The organism is Chroococcidiopsis sp. SAG 2025 (genome assembly GCF_032860985.1).
Lineage (GTDB): Bacteria > Cyanobacteriota > Cyanobacteriia > Cyanobacteriales > Chroococcidiopsidaceae > Chroococcidiopsis.
The window spans coordinates 4534305-4551470 of sequence record NZ_JAOCNC010000001.1 but is presented as its reverse complement, the minus strand read 5'-3'; the positions used below and the strand labels follow the sequence as shown (position 1 = coordinate 4551470).

Genomic DNA, 17166 nt, shown 5'->3' with positions numbered 1-17166 from the left:
GCTCAATCTAAAGTTAGATGGTTAGCACTGCCCTGAGTTAGTAAACGGGCGATCGCATCCAGTCCGTGCTTCATCGTCCGGCGAGAACCCTGACTCAAGCTGCCTAAATACACCGCCGCCGGAGCGACAGATAACGGCTGCGGCTCGCTCAAGACTAAAGACTTCAACTCGACGGCTATCATAGCGATCGCGCTCTTTACTTATGAGAAGCGGAGTTTACTAAAGTAATTCTGTCATGAAGGCGATCGCAGAACTATTTGGGATTAATTATTCAATCGCTGAATCTCGCTGAATCTTTTCGGCAAAGTACGAGCTATTCTCAGCAAGACAACGGCAGCTAACTGTTAATTGTCGCTCGATCGTTACATAACTTAAAATAGTGGGAGGGAAAGAAAAAAGCGTGTTATGAAGAAATCGCCAGATTTAGCACCTGAAACTATCGACCGAGTGATTGAGATGGCATGGGAGGATCGCACGCCGTTTGAAGCGATTGAACTTCAGTTCGGTTTGTTAGAAAAGGATGTCATCGCGTTGATGCGTCGTCAGATGAAACCATCTAGTTTCAAGATGTGGCGGGAGCGCGTGACTGGACGCAAGACCAAGCATACTTCACAAACGCGGTTTCATCGAAGGAAGATTTAAGTCACAGCGGCAAAAGACTTGATGCAAAGACTTGATGCATGGATGAGCAGCAATCGCACTGTATGGGACAGAAATCGGAAATGTTTTCGGCAAAGTCTGAGCTAGCTTGTTTCTTAGAGAGTATGCCTACCCCGTAAAGGTTTTAAGTTGTTTTGGTGATGACACTCTGTTTTAGAGCCAACGGAAATCTTAACTTGGAAGCTATACCTGAGTGGCTAGCAGTTGAATACTCTTTTGATGCCGCAGAGCTTGGCTTCTATAGCGTGTGGATTGTACCCTGGATTGCCGAGCCAGCTCTTGCAGTAGGCGCGTTGGAGCTAGATGATAGTGTATCAGGGTGGGTTGCTTACCTTAAAACTTTGGGTTTTGATAATGTAGTGCAAGTATCGTGCCACCAGTTTTTTAGTCCTAGAGCCGATCGCGATCGTTAACTCTATACCGACACGGCGATCGCTTCGAGCGAATCATTCCTGAATCTTTTCGGCAAAGTTTAGAGACTCCAGCTCTATGTGCTGCCAAAATTCTCAGATTCATCTCAATTGGCATTACTGGGTATGACTAGACACTATTGGGGATGACTGGAGTATATTCTAGTGCTGCTCGATCCCAATTGCCTAAATTGGCAGCTGCCTCGTAGGTGCTTTGCAGGAAAGTAAGTAGTATAGTATCTGGATCGTCAGCTTGTCGCACAGCTTCGTAAGGCAGGACGAACTCTCTCATCTGGGAGTTATAAAACGCTGAGTGCGGCTGCACTAGGTAATCTTTGAAGCCTTCTGGTTCTGGGTAGGAGTAAGCATAAAACAGCGCTTCGGTCGAACCACCGCCAAACCAAAAACCACAACTACTCACCTCGTGGGAGTATGCTTCTCGCGTCACCCAGTCTGCCATATTGGGGACACCACCAGGATGTTGTGGAGCGCGTCGTCCAGAGAAGCGAGTCACAGCCAGGTCAAAGCTGCCCCAGAAAAAATGTACTGGGCTACACTTGCCAACATACCGAGAGCGAAATAGATTCATGACTCGGTTCGCCTGCACCAAAATTCGCCAACACCGTCGAGCATACTCTGGGTCGTAGGCAGCATGATTGTGATCTTGCTCAAACGGAATCGGATTAGCAACTTCCTGTGGCATCGTCCAAATCTGCACCTGGATACCAATCGCTTTCAAGGTACTCATCACCGCTTGATAAAAATCAGCCACGGAGCGGGGAGCCAGTTCAATGCTCTTGGTCGTGCCGTCGCTAGTCTCGATGCGTAGCTGATGGTCTAGAAAATCAAAGTCGATTTGAAAGCTGCCCGTTCTGTAGGGGATGGCGGAAGTTGTCAATCCGCGTGGAGTCACGTATAAAGTGGAGTGCCACCAGTGGTTGACTTTAGGAGCTAAAGCCAAGCGAATTTTCCCAATAATCTGAGTCCACAGGTGCAGTGTTTCATAGGTGTCCTGCCAATCGGCGAGTAACAAGCTAGACCAGGTGGTAGCGTTAGACGTGTCAGGCGCAGGAGCAACCATAATGGAAACCAAAGAGAGTAGGACAGCAACCAGCAAATCGATGACTAACAACAGTCTATAACCTACTTGGTGGTGCTGTAAAAATCGCTGCCAAGCAGGTTGTCTTTTCTCCCTGGGATAATCTTGTCACTAACTGGTAAGTGCGCGAACGCACCTGCTGAGACAGAGTGAGAAATCTTTTCGGCAAAGTTTAGCTACTCCAGTTTATAGGGGCTAACCAGTAATCCTGGGGAATCCCCTGGAGGCGGGGAAACAGCAAGAAAGCACCGAGCAGGTAATCGATAGCATTCTGATAGACTGCGATTCCACTAAAAGTTTTTGCATATAAAACTAGGGCTTGCCGTAAGAATTAAATGAAGCAAGTTAAACAACTCCGCTTCGACAAACTCGCTTTACTATAGGAAAAAAATTATGCAATTTGACCAACTGCAAAACAAACTAGAGGCTCTCGAACAGATGGCGCTTGTATCCCAGTTGAATGAAGCTGAATTAGAAGTAATAGCTGGAGGCGTTGGCAGTCCAGCAGGACAATCGTCCTCTCCACCGAGTTACTTAAAAAATCCGCAGAATCTTCCCCTATCCGCATCACCATTTTATTCCCAGTTTTAATTTAGTAGTCTTCAATTAGTGGTAGTGGCGATTTTCTTGCTTCCACTAATTGTCATTACGAATTATTAATTATCGATGATGAATTAGGTTGGCTGTGGTTCGGGACTGGTAGCTAGTAGGCTTCGAGCGGATGCGGTCTACTCTCACAATCTTTTCGGCAAAGTCTATATCGCACCAGCGCAGCCAACATAACTCGGCTGGCTGTAGGGCTTGGCAGAATAGCAGGATGGCGAGTGCCTGATTTCGGATAGGGGAACGAGTATATTCCAACGCAGCAATCAAAGCATCCACTTCACGCAGGTAGAGAAATTCGCGCTCGCGGCGCTGGGAGAAAGGTGTTTTGTGCGGGGGCGGGGATTTGGGCAAGACAAAGCCCGAAAAAGTTTACAGCTAGCCAAATTATAGAGTGAGAAGGGGTGGGAGTGCGGAACGCATTTGAACAGGAAATCCTCAAACAACGAGCCACCGTAAGCGTTTGAGAAGTAACATTTTAATCAACTTAAAAGCTCATACGTGCCGCCGCGTTCTAGCGCCCGTTGGTAGGCTGGACGTGCATGAATGCGTTCGAGAAAACCCTTGAATCTAGGATGATTCGCATCCAAACCTACCTGCGCTGCTACTGCCTCCAGGGGAAAACTCATCTGAATATCGGCTGCGGTGAATTCCTCGCCCACAAACCACGTATTTTTCCTTAGTTCGCTTTCTATGTAGTCAAAGTGAAGCTGAATCTGGGGCGCAACGAATTCGTTCGCCGCACCACTGTTCCCTAGTCCAAAATTGTCGAAGACAAGCTTCATCACCAATAATGGCATTGCCGAGCCTTCGGCGTAATGCAGCCAATACGTGTATCGCAACCGCTCTACCGTACCAGAGGCAGGAGCAAGGTTCCCTTCACCACAGCGTTCGACTAGGTATTCGACAATCGCACCAGACTCAGCGAGCGTCAGCGCGTCATCGGTAATGACGGGAGACTTGCCAAGGGGATGCACCTCTCGCAGCGATGCTGGTGCCAACATCGTTTTGGGGTCGCGCTCGTAGCGTTTGATTTCATAATTTAGTCCCAGTTCTTCGAGCAACCAGAGTATGCGCTGCGAACGGGAGTTATTTAAGTGATGGACGACAATCATTTAGATAATTTTCTTAGTTATGTACTCGTACATCATGAAATACTTAAACACTGCAATTTGCCACTGCCGTTAGATACATTACTGTAGGACAGCTCGATTAACTTTTTTCAAAGAAAGCGCAATCGCATAATGAAATTATTTGATGATTTTTGCTCTGCTTGCCTTAATTTTTCCTCGTTGACTTTTGCTATCAAGTCGCTTTTGCTCTTGACTACGAGATGGTTTGCTTCTTTTGCGCCTTTTGGGTACGATAACAGCACTTTTAATCAGATGAATGCAATCGTTTCAGCGCTGATTCACGGTTCTGCTCTTGAGTGCGGTATTCCTGCGCTTTAATTATCACTACCCCGTTTTGAGTAATGCGTCGATCGCTCGATTTCAATAGCCGCTGTTTATAAACATCAGGCACTGAGGAATTTCCAATCTCAAAGCGCAAATGAATTGCCGTCGCCACTTTGTTTACATTTTGACCGCCTGCCCCTTGAGAGCGAACAGCGCTCATCTCAATCTCGCGAGCGGGAATGATGACTGTTTGAGAAATCTGAAGCATAGTTCTATATATAATAACTATTTAAGCGCGATCGCCCTGGCAAACGCAGTTTTACTACAAAACTTAGAACACAGAGGTACGTAGCCGTCTTGCTGCTGAGTTAGAGCCTCAATGCGGCTAAAAATTGGGAAGGCAAGTCATCGCAATTTGTCTCCCCTTAAGCAGCTACATTTCAACCAAGCTACAGCTGAATTTCCTGAGTTATTGAGTGACAGGTGGATCTTGAAGATTGCCCAAGTTAAATAGAAAAGGCACGCTACTGTTAGAGTTGCTATCCATGACTAATACTTTTGGCATTTGTGCGCCGCCAGTTCGCCACGCTTCAATCGCTTCTTTTTGTAAAACTAATTGTCCGCCCTGTGCTTTTAGAGTTTCGGCGAGGAGTCTCTGGGCTTCTGCCTTACCTTTGGCTCGGTTAATTTCTGCCTCGGCTTCTTGGGCTGCTTCTTGCGCCACATATGCTGCTCTTTGCGCTCTTTGTTCGGCAATTTGCTTTTCCTCTACCGCTTTAGTAAACTCTGGTGAGAAATCTAGATCGACCACACTAGTGTCAAGTACGATGATCCCATACTTAGCAAGGCGATCGCTTAATGCATCGTCGAAATCTTGCTTGAGTGCGGGACGCTGCGTGACTGCTTGTTCAACAGTTCTTCTCGCAGCCGCAATCTTGAATGATTCTTGCGTTTGCGGAGCAATAATTGTAGAAACGATGTTCGCAAGCGTCCCCTGTTTTCTGCGGATTTCCACTACTCGGTCGGGAGCAAGACGAAAGTTAATCGCAAATCTGGCAGATAAGTCTTGCAAATCTTTGGTTGAACTCTGGGCGGGGACTTCAAACTTCTGTACGGTTAAATCGTAGATGTCAACTTTGGCAACCAATGGCGGCTTGAGATGAACGCCTTCGTATAAAGCTCCTTCTCTTGCTTTACCCAAGATGCTTATAACTCCTGCTTGTCCTGGGCTGATAATCACAAAGGGGTTAGCTGCTAGTAGCAAAAAGATGACGGCAATCGCTACTCCCACTGGGACTTTCCACTTATTCAACCAATCTATTTCCATAAAAACCCTTTGAAGAACTGTATACACTCATCCTAAACAGTTTGCCTTGAGCTTTCTCCATCCCGCCCGCTCCATCACTATGTAGCCATTTCTACTAGCGATTCGGGTCTTCCCGATCTAAGTTCTTCAACTCCATCTCCTTGCTTCACGATCGGCGCGGTTTTGTTTTGGGGCAGTTATTGTAGAAGCCGAGCGCCAAGAATACGACTTTTAAACTCACAGTAAATCTGGTAAATTACTTATCAGTACAAGCGTTCGCCTCACGCCCATGTCCTACCGAATTCACGAGATCGACCGTACTGTTCGGGAACTGCAACATCCCAAGTCAAGAGCAGCAGAAATTCGAGAGCGCGATTCGCTGGCAGCCGAATCACGGTAATCAGTCCGTACATAAGCTACCCAACCCAGCAGATTACTGCCAATAAGGGTTGAACTCTTGGTTGTATGTGGGTGGAAGCCCCACCTACCAGACTCAGGTATGAATCCCTATCTGCCCACACCGAGTAGACTCGGTTTCTACAGAGTGAAGCTGGGGACAGGGCGCAATCAGACATCAGTTGTGGGGTGACACTGACGCTAACGGGGAGTTCTCACGGTGAAACCGAGCCTAGAAAAGCAACCCATTTCTAAGCGGGGCACAACGTAAAACCCCGACTTCATTGGGGCAAAACTCCCAAAAGGAGAAATATTCCCGCCGAGTTATTCTCGAAACAACGGCAAGAGTCAAGGGAATCCAGGGGTTGAAATGGCTACACCTAAAAGAACGAAACAATCTAACCGAGGGAACGAATAAAAACACATACGAGGTCTAGGGGAAGGTCGAACCCCGAGTAGGCTGGACGAGCAGAGGAAATCCTCGATGTGGGTAGGATGCAACGTAATTGCTGCAAGGGGTTCAGAATACACAAACATGAGGAGAGCATGGTTAGACACAGCAGCAGTGAAGCGTGAACTCCGGAAGAATACACCCTGGAAGCAATTCCGGCGTAATTGATTCCGCCTACAAGTGAGAGTGTACAAAGCTGTTCGAGCAAAAGACTTGCAAAAAGCTAAGTCCCTTCAAAAGCTGATACTGAAGTCTCTTGCGGCGAGAATGCTGGCAATACGTCAGGTAACGCAGCTAAACGCTGGAAAAAGGACAACAGGAGTAGATGGTAAAGCCTCTTTGACATTTTTCGAGAGGTTAAATCTCAACAGGTGGCTGAAAAACCACTACAACAACTGGGAACACCAGGGGTTAAGAGAAATCCCCATCCCAAAAAAGGACGGGAAAACCAGAACCCTAAAAGTCCCAATGCACCAATAGATAGGAAATCAGCGACAAGATCAGCCAGCGATAGACACGCCCGTTTTGTGGATTGACCAAAACAATGCAGACCAAAGCGATGTTTAATGGTTTTGAAAAAGCCCTCAATGCAAGAGCGCTTGCGTCCCAGTCGCACTAGATAAACGCGCCTCGTAAGGATGAGTAGAGACAACGAAGCGCAATTCTCGCTTGCCCTGTGAGCGTTTGAGCCAGAACCAGGAAACCGTGAGGGGCTCGCTCATCCCCTCCAGAAACACCTGTTGCCCACGTTTACCGTTGCGGTAAAGCTGTTTTAATGTTCGGTCATCCTGCATCTGACGATTACAGCGCATCCCCACTACCGCTCGCCAACACCGCTTTCGCACCCGCTTGAGAAACTCCACCGTGCCAAATTCCGTATCAGCTTGCACAATCACCACCCTGCCCTGACTCAACTCGAATGGAACCGTCGCTAACAACTTGCACGCCAGTTGCACTCTTTCTCGGATAGCCCAAGCCGTAGCCAGATCCGAAAGCTCCAGGGTACTCGCCACTCGCTCTTCACCAAATACAACACCACCAAATGCAGCCCCCGCTTGCCGCCATCGTATCCTTACCCAGGGGTCAGGGGCTTCTGGGTCATCGGTCGGCGTACTCATCTGTAAAAACTTGCCACACTTTTCTAAACTTGTTAGGTCAATCAACACTCGCAGTGGCGTTGTTTGGTGAGGAGGATGTTGGGCAATTTGCTGCAACACGGCTTGACGTGTTGTCCGAATTACACTGCGAGTAGACCAGCTCTAGTAGTTTAAGAATCGACTCAACGCACTGGCTGATTTCATCGGTGTGTGTTGAGGTAAGGGATGCCCAAGGGAATCGAGAAATCTCCCGAACAGGGCATTGAGGCTAGCTGTTTGATACATACGCTTGCATCAGGCTCAGCAGGCTATAAACTAGCCCTTGGGCGTATTCGACGATGGTTTCCATAACCGTCAACTCAAATTATTCCTACGCCCTTTCTTCCAGGTTTTGGTGACTTTGGCAACCCCTTACTGAGAATGGTGCAAGATCTCAGTTAACGTAGTCTTGTCGAACTCGGCGATCGCCTTGGGTCTGACAAACCAATACAGGTTAGTCTCGCCCCCAAAAGCTACACCGCAGCACAACCCAGAAGTAGCAGCTGCACCACGGCGATCTACGATCGACCGTGCATGTTTGCCTACTGCTGCGGCATAGTAAACAATTTCACCTTAATCGTTGCATCTCGCGAAAATCCAGTTGGCACTGGGGGCGATCGAGTCGCTTGGCGGATGATTTCATTCGTTCGATCGGCAACTGAGCCGATGTAACTGGGAGCAAAAGATCCCCAGCCTGAACCGCTGACCTCAGAACCGCACTTTTAGTACTTCACCCGAATGACACCGAAATAGGTGCGCTCTTCACCATAAAAATCTGACAAATTGTGATAAAAATCTGAAAGAAGTTAAGCATTGGAACTGGATACACTTTGGATAGTTAGAATCAGGAGAAGCTCATGCAACCAGCATCAAACAGAGCTTAGCATACAAGTACTTAAGCTTTTGCCGCTCCTTTGTAGCCAACCTATACAGTACTAACATCCATGATACCTTGCTAGACATCCGATACACATAGAGATTGCTTGTCCAACATGGATGCTGCTGCACAACGCTGATTGAAGAAATCAACCTAGCCTAATCTATGCAAGCCAACTTTTTTACTGCCGTCCTCTTACCGATAGGTCTAGCAACCGTAATGCTAGGCATGGGGTTAACCCTCGTGCCAGAAGACTTTCAACGAGTCACCCGCTATCCCAAAGCCGTCGCTATTGGTCTAGTCAGTCAATTGCTCTTTCTCCCCATCGTCGGCTTTCTGGTCGGTTCGATCGTACCGATGCAGCCAGAAATGGCAGTGGGATTAATGGTACTGGCTTTGTGTCCAGGCGGACCTTCTTCCAACATGATTACTTATTTGGCGAAAGGAGATGTCGCCCTTTCCGTAACTTTAACGGCTTTGAGTAGCGCCATTACCGTATTCACAATTCCCATCTTCGCAAATCTATCACTGCAATATTTTGTCGGACAAAATGCGGCGATCGCCTTACCAATTGGGCAAACGATGCTGCAAATCTTCGCGATCGCCATATTACCAATTGTTTTGGGAATGTCGATTCGGCAAAAGTTTCCCGATCTAGCCCGCCGACTAGAAAAGACCGCGAATCGGCTTGCTGTTGCCTTCCTCGCTTTAATTATCGGGGCAATTATGATTCACGAGTGGAATCGCATCCCCAGTTTTATCGCCCAAGTCGGAATTGGAGTAGCACTACTGAATCTAATCTCAATGGCAATTGGGTTTTGGTTTGGCAAGTTGTTTAATTTGAATTTTGCCCAACGGATCTGTATTGCAATTGAGGTGGGAATTCAAAATGCGACGCTCGCGATTGCGATTACTGCCGGACTGTTAAACAATCCCGATATGGCTGTTCCTGCTGCGATTTATAGCTTAGTTGCATACGCCACTGCCATCCTTACCATTTTTTATGGCAGAAGCTCTGTTCAAAAGATTTATCAGGAGGAGAAAGCCAACAATCTATCAACTCGACTTTAGAGATCGCACTACACGACAAAATAAGTTTGACCGAATCTTCAGCAAAATCTTCTTACCTTTTTTTCGCCCGAAGTTAACCGATGATTTTAAAATCTCGACTTCCCAATGGTTCGTCAGCTCCTCGTTGGCTGCAAAAAATTCAGTACGCCCGCAACTCGCTCACCTACATGGACGCTGCAAAACGTTACGGAAATATTTTTAACGCTCCTGTCATTGGCGATCGCAGATCGCTCGCCCGAATATCCTGTGCGCCGAGGTGTGACTTTTGCTCCTGCGAGAGGAGTACAGATGATCTTACAAGAAAAACTTTGAGTATGCGAGTTTATCTTTGTTACATATGACACAATGGCTGACGGGGTGACAAGAGAGCTGAAGCAGTTGACTGACACGCTCATTTAAATTTAGTAGTTGAGCAAACACTAAAAATATTCAACAGAATGTAGCATAGTCAACCGTAGGAAATACAGCGATCGCTGAATGCTTTACTGCTAGGTTGACATGTTTGTCGAGCCAAACTTCAACCACCTACTAGTGTTTACTACATAAAGTTGGGAGTTACGGTTGAGCTGATGTACGAAAGAATCTTTGACCTCCAAGTCCACGCACGCTTTTCTGACCAATGCGCTCAAGTTACTGAAGTTGTGGTGACGGATAACTCTAGTGTTGCAGTTTGGGCGGTACAACCTGGACAAAAGGTTGAAGCTCATCTTCACCCCAGCGGACAGGATACATGGGTAATGCTAAAAGGAACGCTGACTTATTATTTAGGGAACGGTCAGCGCCAAACACTGAGTATGGGTCAATGTGCTGTTGCAGATCGATCGCAGATTCACGGAGCAGCGAATGAGGGTACAGAAGATGCTGTATTTGTTTCTATCTATTCAGCTCCACAGATTGGGTATGTCAAAGCATTGCTCTAGTTCGATATTATTAAGCCAAAATCTCGATTGACTCAGAGATTTTTTAGTATGAACTCAGCGATTTCTCAGGCAATCCTTTTAGAGTAATTCTTTAAAGGTCATAGTTGGATCGGGGCGATCGAGTTAATCTAACTCTGAAACATCACTATGACACAAATTCGATAGAAGGAAACTCACTCGCATGAATACTCTTGTCAAAAGTATTGCCTCTACAACTATTGGCTTAGCTATAGCAACTACCTCCGCAAGTGCTACACAGTCAAATAATGCAGATACTCGCATGACTAACTATGCTAATACCATCGAACTGAATAGCCAAATAGCTCAACAATCTCCATTTAGTTCCCTGAATGAGACAAGATCTAGGCGTTTCGTTGATGAGATGATTATGCTTCGGATGAAAATGGTTGAAGCAGCAGAGTCAGCACTTCAATCTCCAAATCCTGAAATCAAACGTATGGCACAGGAAACCATCAAAACTAGTAACACTGAAATTAAAAAAATGATGGAAATGCGAGGAAAATTTGGTATATATGAAGATGGTTAAGTTAGCTGAAGAACCACTTTAAATAATTCAGTACTTAGCAAAGCGCAATTTCTTGTTCTCTAATTCGACCTAGGGTTTTACGCGATCGCTCTTTATCCTCAGCCCCATTTCCTACTCAATTACCTGCAAAATCTTATTGTCTTCTATCTGAGCGGGAATATTGGCTTTTCTACCGTCCTCTTACTATTTGTGGGACAAGAACTAACTGGGACGCGCAACTTGCTAGAAATTCCTTTGGGCTGGCAGAAACATTACATTGAGCAATGCGACTTCGTGAATCAGACCTGTCCAGCCAAAACTTCATAGAACCAGGTAGAGCAGGCACTAAAGGTAGCGCAGGCATCTCGCCTGTGAGGAGCAGAATAGAATTATGCAGGGAAGCAGGGGGGACTCGGAGTCCCCGTCCCCGAAGGGGATGGGGAGAGGGGGACAGAGAACATTTTCTGAAGTATGGCGGCTCGATCCGTTTTCATTGCGATCGCGTTTAACAATTGGCATTGCAACTGTTTCCTCGGTAGGCTTGGGTAGCATTGCTATCTGGACGGGATGGCAAATGCAGCGCATCCTAATTAACAGCCACAAACAGGGAATTGAATACATAGCTGAACGCCTACCGCACGATGTAGAACTCTACAGTGAAATGTTGCCAGTAGAAACCGGATTAAGCAAAGCAATTAATAACCTGACGACTGCTGATACCCTTCTATGGGTAAAGCATCCTGATGGGAAAATTACAGCTAAGTCTGTCAGTCTCAAGATGCAGAACGATCGAAGTACGGCTGCTGCTTTAATGTCCCTAACACAAATGCCATCTCAAGCCCAAGTCTCCGAAGTTAACGGACGCTACTTTGTGTTACGTGGCAGCTCATTGCAAGTCCGAGGGAGAGCAATCGGTCAACTGTTCGTGGCAAGAGACATTTCGCGCGATCGACAGATGTTTTTGGCAGTAGTGGGGAATTTGGGCATTATCAGTATAGGAGTACTGCTGGCAGTGACAGTAGCGATCGCTTTCTACCTGAAGCGATCGCTTCAACCTCTGCGCCAATTAAGCCAAATGACTCAGTTAATTTCGGCTGAAGATTTAGGGCGATCGCGATTGAATCTCGAACGCGCACCTAGCGAAGTGAAGGAACTGGCGCAAACATTTAATATGTTATTATCTCGCCTCTCTCAAGCTTGGGAACGAGAACGGGAATTTGTCAGCAATGTTTCCCATGAGTTGCGCACGCCGCTGACAATCGTGCATGGATACTTGCAAAGCATATTGCGACGACAGCATAACTTAACAGAAACTCAACAAGAAGCTATAGAAACTGCTGCATCTGAAGCAGAACGTACCATCCGCCTCTTACAAGATTTACTCGATTTAGCCAGGGCAGATAGCGGTTATTTGCAGTTTCGGATCGATTCTTTTATACTCAACGATTTAGTAGCGGAAGTGGTGGGGATGGCACGTCAATACAGCGAGCGCGCGATCGCTATTGAGACAGAAACTTATCCCATCGTTGTGAAAGCAGACTACGATCGTCTCAAGCAAGTTTTGCTCAATTTAATTGATAATGCAATTAAATATTCTGAGCCAGATACGTCTATTCAAGTGAAACTAGACACTCAACCAGCAACAGCAATTATTCAAGTTTGCGATCGCGGCTATGGGATTCCCTTGCAACACCAATCCCGGATCTTCGAGCGTTTTTACCGCGTCGATGAAGCCCGTACTCGCACTACTGGAGGTTCTGGTTTAGGATTGCCGATTGTCAAAACTTTAGTAGAGGGAATGGGCGGTAGCGTGACATTGCGCTCAAAATTAGGCGAAGGTAGCGTATTTACAATTAGTTTACCTGTATAGCTGCTAAATACCAGTAATACGATCTCCGGTTAAGTATCCGTCGTTATAATTGCAGCCAAGAAATGAAAAAATTATGGTGGCAGACTACTACATCAATTGTTTCATCAAATAATCGCCCACTCGTAGAGCATTAGCAACGATCGTTAATGTTGGATTTACTGCGGCACTGGAAGGGAAAAAGCTACCATCAACGACATAGAGATTATTAATTTCGTGAGTGCGACAATTGAGATCCAATACAGACGTTGTGGGATCTTCGCCAAAGCGACAAGTTCCGCATTGATGCCCTACTGCTTGTAGCGGGATCGTGTTGCGGGGGTAAAGACTGAAGGGAATGAAATGTTCTGCTCGATCGACCTGCTTGAGAACAGTCGCCCAACGTTGAATCAGTCGGCTAGCCGCTTCGGTATTATTGGGTTTGTACTCCAGGTAAAGGCGATCGCCTTCTACTCGCACTCTGTTGTCAGGGTCGGGTAAATCTTCGGTCTGTAACCACCAGCCTACACTACGGTCGGCGATCGCTTTCAGTTCTGCTCCCGGTCGAAGTTTTAACAAAGGAGCTAGTAAAGCAGGGGCCTCCGCAGGTAACATATCTGCTAGCACGTTGCCCGTGTTCTGCACCAAGCCCATTGGATAAGGAAAGCTCAGCTCCCCCCAATAGAAATCGCTGATGCAAATGGTCTTTTGATAAACATCTGAATTGAGCTTGGTACTCAGTTGCACCATCGCCGTGCAGTTGTGCTTCATCAGGTTCCGCCCTACCTGACCGGAACTGTTTGCCAGCCCGCTAGGATGCCGATCGTTTCGCGATCGCAACAGCAACGCTGCTGAATTAATTGCACCACAGGCAACTACGACAATATCGCCTGTGAAAAATTGATGCTGTCCATCAATTTCCGCTTCAACACGAGCGATCTCTCGACCAGAGGGACTGGTGTGCAGGCGCGTGACTTTGGCTGCTACGAGCAAGGTAACGTTTGTGCGATCGCGAATTGGTTGAATGCAGTTGACTTCAGCATCTGCTTTGCCGCGAGTTAAGCAGGGAAATCCATCACATGTATTACAGCGAATACAGTTCTCCAAGCTGCGATCGACTTCATTGAGTTTCAGTCCCAAAGGCAGGTTAAATGGATGTAAACCTACCTGGGTTAGCAAATTGGCAAGTTCTTGCATCCCAGGTTCGTGGCGTACCGCAGGGTAGGGATAAGGCAAGCTTCGAGGTGGCTCAGTCGGGTCGATACGAGACTGCCCATGCACGTCGTACAATTCTTCTGCGCGATCGTAATAGGGTTCAAAGTCACGGTATTTCAGCGCCCACTCTGGCGAAATGCCCTCTTTATGTTCGACCTGCTCAAAATCCCGTTCTCGCAATCGCAGTAAAGCCGCACCATAAACTTTAGTATTGCCACCTACCCAGTAGCCAGTTGCGGGACGAAAAGTTTTGCCGTTCGTGTCATACCAGCGTTCCTGGGTGTGATACCGCTCTCGTTGATAAACTTCTAAAGCACTCCAGTTCTCTTTCTCTATGGGTAAAAATGTGCCTCGCTCCAAAATCAAAATCTTTTTACCACTAAAAGCGAGACGATACGCCAGCGTGCCACCGCCTGCTCCCGTTCCAATGATAATGACATCGTAATGTTGTGCGGTCATGAGTAAGTTCCTCTGAGCTAGAAAATAGGGGGTCAGCGGTTAGAACACGCAAGAAGTCACATTCGGGACTTCATCAAAACTAATCAGGACGAAGTGGTTAGGGTTTTCCAAAAGTGTTTTGGAAACCAGAAAAGCCGCGATCGTCCAAGTCTGATATTTTCTCGCTGCTTTACGGCGATCGATGCTTCTGGCAGAGATGGTGCCTTGATTGTGGCTCATAAAATAGGTCGAAAGATGATGAAACACTAAGAAAATTCACGTAAAAAGCTGATATGTGTATGAAAAGTAGCTGAGGAGTTTCCATCGATCTCTCATATCGAGATATTTCGTCCGCTAAATTGGCTTTCACGGCAAGAGAGTATACTTTTATTCATCAAGATTCGAGTCGCTAAGGATCGATTATCGTGCAGCCTGAAGCACAGCAGGATGGAGTCAATATAGCCTTTGGGCATCCAAAACAGCGCGTTTTAGAGGTTTTATCCTCCCTCAGCTATCGGACTGGCGAACTAAGTAGCTACCTGCTAGAAATTGCCCAAGGCGTGAGCGAACTAATCGGTCTTGATTGGTCTACAATTACTCTCTGCCGGGATGGATTCGAGCAAGTTCTAGCTAGTACGATTGACTTAGGTGAGGCAGCCAATCGAGTTTATTCTCTACACGGTACTCTTACAGGTACTGTGATTGCCACAAAATCTTCCTTGGTTGTTGAAGATACAAACACTTGTGCAGACCACGGAGAAGCGCCAGCAGGTTATCAGGCATATTTGGGAGTCCCGTTACGCACGCCTGTAGGAGAAGTCATTGGCACGATCTGTTCTTTCCAGCGACAGCCGCGCCGCTTCAGTGCCGAAGAAGTCAGGCTGGCGGAAATTTTTGCCGAACGAGCTGCAACGGCGATCGACAATTACCAACTTTACCAGCAACAGCAGCAGATGAACGAGCAGTTGCAAATAGAGATCGAGGAGCGCCGAGCAACCGAAAAACAATTACGGGAAAGCGAAGAACGGCTGCGTCAAATTGCCGAAAATATGCATCAAGTACTTTGGATGTACTCCCGCGATGGTAAGCCCATTTATATTAGTCCTGCTTTTGAGCAAATCTGGCAGCAACCTTGCGAAAGTTGGTATGCCAATCCTAACATTTGGCAAGATACGATTCATCCTGAAGATCGCCAACGAGTATATTCGGCTTTCCAGCGAGCGCAGGAATTTAGCGAAGAGTATCGGATTGTCCGCCCCGATGGTTCTGTGCGGATCGTTCTTGACCAAGCATTCCCAATTCGGGATGCCACAGGGCAAATATATCGACTAGCTGGAATTACTGAAGATATCACGGAACGCCAGCAAGCCCAACAGGAGATGGTTAAGGCGATCGCATCGTTAGCAGAAGTCGGCGAGCTAGCAGCCACGATCGTCCACGAGCTACGCAATCCTCTTACCACAGTTTTGATGGGACTGAATGCCTTGAAGCGAAAGGACTTATCAACAGTCGATCGAGAACGCCTTACCTTATCACTAGACGAAGCAGAACGAATACGCCATTTGTTGAGCGAAATTTTGCTTTATGCCAAGCCCCAAACGCTCCAATTCTCGTCATTAGAACTCAACGAGTTTATTCTAGAAATCTTGCCAGCAATGCGAACCATGCCATCAGCGATGAAGCGGCGGATTGAATTTATCCCAGCACCTACCCCAGTACAAGTTTTGGCTGACAGGAATAAACTCAAACAAGTATTTATCAATTTAATCGATAATGCTTGCGAAGCGGTGAAAGAGAATGAAACAATTTCTTGGCAAGTAAAGCTAGAAGAGACTGCCCAGCGAGTGAAGATTCAAATTTGTAATGGTGGCGATCCCATTCCTCCAGAGGTGTTACCCAAACTGACGAAACCGTTTTATACCACAAAGCCTTCCGGTACGGGTTTGGGCTTATCGATTGTCCAGCGGATTGTCGATGCTCACAGTGGAGAATTTGCGAAGGTCGCGAAGCGAACCGCCTTCGGCATCGCTTCTTCGGCGGCAGAAGGCACGCTCGTCAGCGTGCAATTACCCGTAGCAAATTGTATCATTTGATATTACTCTCGCAATACATAGCCGACACCACGCACGGTGTGGAGCAAACGCTTTTCGTTGTTTTCTTCCAGTTTCAGGCGCAGGTAGCGAATATAAACTTCAATCACGTTGGAATCACCTACAAAGTCATAACCCCAAACCTTTTCTAAAATTTGGTCTCTGGTAAATACCTGACGCGGATGGCTGAGGAGGTATTCTAGTAGATCGAATTCTTTGACTGTTAGCTCAATTGCTCGTTGACCGCGTAACACTTCGCGAGTTCGGCGATTCAAGCTTAAATCCTCAAATTGCATCAAATCTAAGTCTGGTTCGCTGGTACGGCGCAGATGGGCGCGAATTCGGGCAAGTAATTCCTCAATGCTGAATGGTTTAACTACGTAGTCATCAGCACCAGCATCCAATCCAGCAACGCGATCGCCTACCTCATCTCTTGCCGTTAATAAAATCACGGGGATCTTGTTGCCAGTAGCACGCAGACGACGACATAGTTCCACTCCGGTTAACCCTGGTAGCATCCAATCCAGAATTGCCAGATCGAAAGCTGACTCTCGTGCCAGAGTCAGTCCTGCCATACCATCGTGCGCCACGCTGACGCAATAACCTTCGCTGTTCAATTCCAGTTCCAAGAATCGAGCCAGTTTGACTTCATCTTCAACTAGGAGAATATGTGCTGTCACGGTCTTATTCCTAATCAATGATGTTTTGTTGCTGATGAGGAGTCA

20 protein-coding genes and 4 pseudogenes are annotated in these 17166 nt (G+C 46.9%); 12 read left to right on the top strand and 12 right to left on the bottom strand.

Going from position 1 to position 17166, the window contains the following annotated elements; genetic code table 11:
* Nucleotides 1-2: 2 nt before the first annotated feature.
* Complete coding sequence (locus N4J56_RS22170; protein WP_317108414.1) at nt 3-182, bottom strand: hypothetical protein; 180 nt, start codon at nt 180-182, stop codon at nt 3-5.
* A gap of 223 nt (nt 183-405) precedes the next feature.
* Here N4J56_RS22170 and N4J56_RS22165 point away from each other — a divergent pair.
* Nucleotides 406-664 (top strand): annotated as a pseudogene (locus tag N4J56_RS22165) (TIGR03643 family protein).
* 172 nt (nt 665-836) lie between these two features.
* Nucleotides 837-1073 (top strand): hypothetical protein, encoded by a 237-nt coding sequence (locus tag N4J56_RS22160; RefSeq protein WP_317108412.1) that lies wholly within the window; start codon nt 837-839, stop codon nt 1071-1073.
* Here the strand turns inward: N4J56_RS22160 and N4J56_RS22155 are convergent.
* Nucleotides 1051-1188, bottom strand: a complete 138-nt coding sequence (locus N4J56_RS22155; RefSeq protein WP_317108411.1) for a hypothetical protein — start codon at nt 1186-1188, stop codon at nt 1051-1053. The two genes, N4J56_RS22160 and N4J56_RS22155, sit on opposite strands and share 23 nt — an antisense overlap.
* Nucleotides 1189-1200: 12 nt before the next feature.
* The gene (locus N4J56_RS22150) at nt 1201-2151 is read right to left on the bottom strand and encodes a DUF5996 family protein (protein WP_317108410.1); all 951 of its coding nucleotides are present in this window, start codon (nt 2149-2151) and stop codon (nt 1201-1203) included.
* Nucleotides 2152-2562: 411 nt separating this feature from the next.
* Between N4J56_RS22150 and N4J56_RS22145 the strand changes: the two genes are divergently transcribed.
* On the top strand, nt 2563-2760 hold the full coding sequence (locus N4J56_RS22145) for a hypothetical protein (RefSeq protein ID WP_317108409.1): 198 nt from the start codon (nt 2563-2565) through the stop codon (nt 2758-2760).
* Between the two features lie 69 nt (nt 2761-2829).
* Here the strand turns inward: N4J56_RS22145 and N4J56_RS22140 are convergent, their stop codons facing one another.
* The 5 genes and pseudogenes from N4J56_RS22140 to N4J56_RS22120 form a co-directional block, all read right to left on the bottom strand.
* The gene (locus N4J56_RS22140; RefSeq protein WP_317108408.1) at nt 2830-3126 is read right to left on the bottom strand and encodes a tyrosine-type recombinase/integrase; all 297 of its coding nucleotides are present in this window, start codon (nt 3124-3126) and stop codon (nt 2830-2832) included.
* Nucleotides 3127-3254: 128 nt separating this feature from the next.
* Nucleotides 3255-3887 (bottom strand): glutathione S-transferase, encoded by a 633-nt coding sequence (locus N4J56_RS22135; RefSeq protein WP_317108407.1) that lies wholly within the window; start codon nt 3885-3887, stop codon nt 3255-3257.
* A gap of 135 nt (nt 3888-4022) precedes the next feature.
* Nucleotides 4023-4437, bottom strand: a pseudogene (arfB, locus tag N4J56_RS22130) (alternative ribosome rescue aminoacyl-tRNA hydrolase ArfB).
* Nucleotides 4438-4638: 201 nt separating this feature from the next.
* Nucleotides 4639-5496: a prohibitin family protein gene (locus tag N4J56_RS22125; RefSeq protein WP_317108405.1), complete on the bottom strand. Its 858-nt coding sequence runs from the start codon at nt 5494-5496 to the stop codon at nt 4639-4641.
* A gap of 260 nt (nt 5497-5756) precedes the next feature.
* Nucleotides 5757-5888, bottom strand: a complete 132-nt coding sequence (locus tag N4J56_RS22120) for a hypothetical protein (protein ID WP_317108404.1) — start codon at nt 5886-5888, stop codon at nt 5757-5759.
* Nucleotides 5889-6417: 529 nt separating this feature from the next.
* Between N4J56_RS22120 and N4J56_RS41215 the strand changes: the two are divergent.
* A pseudogene (locus tag N4J56_RS41215) lies at nt 6418-6790 on the top strand (reverse transcriptase N-terminal domain-containing protein); the annotation flags it as partial.
* Nucleotides 6791-6906: 116 nt separating this feature from the next.
* On the opposite strand, the gene N4J56_RS22115 reads toward N4J56_RS41215, so the two are convergent.
* The gene (locus N4J56_RS22115; protein WP_317108403.1) at nt 6907-7539 is read right to left on the bottom strand and encodes a hypothetical protein; all 633 of its coding nucleotides are present in this window, start codon (nt 7537-7539) and stop codon (nt 6907-6909) included.
* A 349-nt stretch (nt 7540-7888) separates the two neighbouring features.
* On the opposite strand from N4J56_RS22115, the gene N4J56_RS22110 reads away from it, so the two are divergent.
* The 7 genes and pseudogenes from N4J56_RS22110 (at nt 7889) to N4J56_RS22085 (ending at nt 12722) form a co-directional block, all read left to right on the top strand.
* Nucleotides 7889-8017, top strand: a complete 129-nt coding sequence (locus N4J56_RS22110; RefSeq protein WP_317108402.1) for a hypothetical protein — start codon at nt 7889-7891, stop codon at nt 8015-8017.
* Nucleotides 8018-8500: 483 nt separating this feature from the next.
* Nucleotides 8501-9406, top strand: a complete 906-nt coding sequence (locus N4J56_RS22105; protein ID WP_317108401.1) for a bile acid:sodium symporter family protein — start codon at nt 8501-8503, stop codon at nt 9404-9406.
* 105 nt (nt 9407-9511) lie between these two features.
* Nucleotides 9512-9718, top strand: coding sequence for a hypothetical protein (locus tag N4J56_RS22100; RefSeq protein ID WP_317108400.1), 207 nt, complete (start codon nt 9512-9514; stop codon nt 9716-9718).
* Between the two features lie 257 nt (nt 9719-9975).
* Complete coding sequence (locus N4J56_RS22095; RefSeq protein WP_317108399.1) at nt 9976-10326, top strand: cupin domain-containing protein; 351 nt, start codon at nt 9976-9978, stop codon at nt 10324-10326.
* Between the two features lie 181 nt (nt 10327-10507).
* Nucleotides 10508-10873, top strand: a complete 366-nt coding sequence (locus N4J56_RS22090; RefSeq protein WP_317108398.1) for a hypothetical protein — start codon at nt 10508-10510, stop codon at nt 10871-10873.
* A 177-nt stretch (nt 10874-11050) separates the two neighbouring features.
* Nucleotides 11051-11179: pseudogene (locus tag N4J56_RS41210) on the top strand (DUF4079 domain-containing protein); the annotation flags it as partial.
* A 109-nt stretch (nt 11180-11288) separates the two neighbouring features.
* Entirely contained in the window at nt 11289-12722 is a 1434-nt protein-coding gene (locus N4J56_RS22085; RefSeq protein WP_410500564.1) for a sensor histidine kinase, read from the top strand.
* Between the two features lie 87 nt (nt 12723-12809).
* On the opposite strand, the gene N4J56_RS22080 is transcribed toward N4J56_RS22085, so the two are convergent.
* A complete protein-coding gene (locus N4J56_RS22080) occupies nt 12810-14372 on the bottom strand; it encodes a GMC family oxidoreductase (RefSeq protein WP_317108396.1) in 1563 nt (520 codons plus the stop codon).
* A 39-nt stretch (nt 14373-14411) separates the two neighbouring features.
* Nucleotides 14412-14591, bottom strand: a complete 180-nt coding sequence (locus tag N4J56_RS22075) for a glycoside hydrolase 100 family protein (RefSeq protein WP_317108395.1) — start codon at nt 14589-14591, stop codon at nt 14412-14414.
* 185 nt (nt 14592-14776) lie between these two features.
* Between N4J56_RS22075 and N4J56_RS22070 the strand changes: the two genes are divergently transcribed.
* Nucleotides 14777-16444, top strand: a complete 1668-nt coding sequence (locus tag N4J56_RS22070; protein WP_317108394.1) for a PAS domain-containing protein — start codon at nt 14777-14779, stop codon at nt 16442-16444.
* A gap of 2 nt (nt 16445-16446) precedes the next feature.
* Here N4J56_RS22070 and N4J56_RS22065 read toward each other — a convergent pair whose 3' ends face one another.
* A complete protein-coding gene (locus N4J56_RS22065; protein WP_317108393.1) occupies nt 16447-17121 on the bottom strand; it encodes a response regulator transcription factor in 675 nt (224 codons plus the stop codon).
* Nucleotides 17122-17166: the final 45 nt, after the last annotated feature.

Excerpts from the sequence above, each read along its gene's own strand:
- N4J56_RS22105 (WP_317108401.1), top strand. The coding sequence starts at position 8,501 with ATGCAAGCCAACTTTTTTACTGCCGTCCTCTTACCGATAGGTCTAGCA.
- N4J56_RS22150 (WP_317108410.1), bottom strand. The coding sequence starts at position 2,151 with ATGGTTGCTCCTGCGCCTGACACGTCTAACGCTACCACCTGGTCTAGC.
- N4J56_RS22170 (WP_317108414.1), bottom strand. The coding sequence starts at position 182 with ATGATAGCCGTCGAGTTGAAGTCTTTAGTCTTGAGCGAGCCGCAGCCG.
- N4J56_RS22135 (WP_317108407.1), bottom strand. The coding sequence starts at position 3,887 with ATGATTGTCGTCCATCACTTAAATAACTCCCGTTCGCAGCGCATACTC.
- N4J56_RS22120 (WP_317108404.1), bottom strand. The coding sequence starts at position 5,888 with ATGTACGGACTGATTACCGTGATTCGGCTGCCAGCGAATCGCGCTCTC.
- N4J56_RS22095 (WP_317108399.1), top strand. The coding sequence starts at position 9,976 with ATGTACGAAAGAATCTTTGACCTCCAAGTCCACGCACGCTTTTCTGAC.
- N4J56_RS22090 (WP_317108398.1), top strand. The coding sequence starts at position 10,508 with ATGAATACTCTTGTCAAAAGTATTGCCTCTACAACTATTGGCTTAGCT.
- N4J56_RS22075 (WP_317108395.1), bottom strand. The coding sequence starts at position 14,591 with ATGAGCCACAATCAAGGCACCATCTCTGCCAGAAGCATCGATCGCCGT.
- N4J56_RS22100 (WP_317108400.1), top strand. The coding sequence starts at position 9,512 with ATGGTTCGTCAGCTCCTCGTTGGCTGCAAAAAATTCAGTACGCCCGCA.
- N4J56_RS22155 (WP_317108411.1), bottom strand. The coding sequence starts at position 1,188 with ATGCCAATTGAGATGAATCTGAGAATTTTGGCAGCACATAGAGCTGGA.
- N4J56_RS22125 (WP_317108405.1), bottom strand. The coding sequence starts at position 5,496 with ATGGAAATAGATTGGTTGAATAAGTGGAAAGTCCCAGTGGGAGTAGCG.
- N4J56_RS22145 (WP_317108409.1), top strand. The coding sequence starts at position 2,563 with ATGCAATTTGACCAACTGCAAAACAAACTAGAGGCTCTCGAACAGATG.
- N4J56_RS22085 (WP_410500564.1), top strand. The coding sequence starts at position 11,289 with ATGGGGAGAGGGGGACAGAGAACATTTTCTGAAGTATGGCGGCTCGAT.
- N4J56_RS22080 (WP_317108396.1), bottom strand. The coding sequence starts at position 14,372 with ATGACCGCACAACATTACGATGTCATTATCATTGGAACGGGAGCAGGC.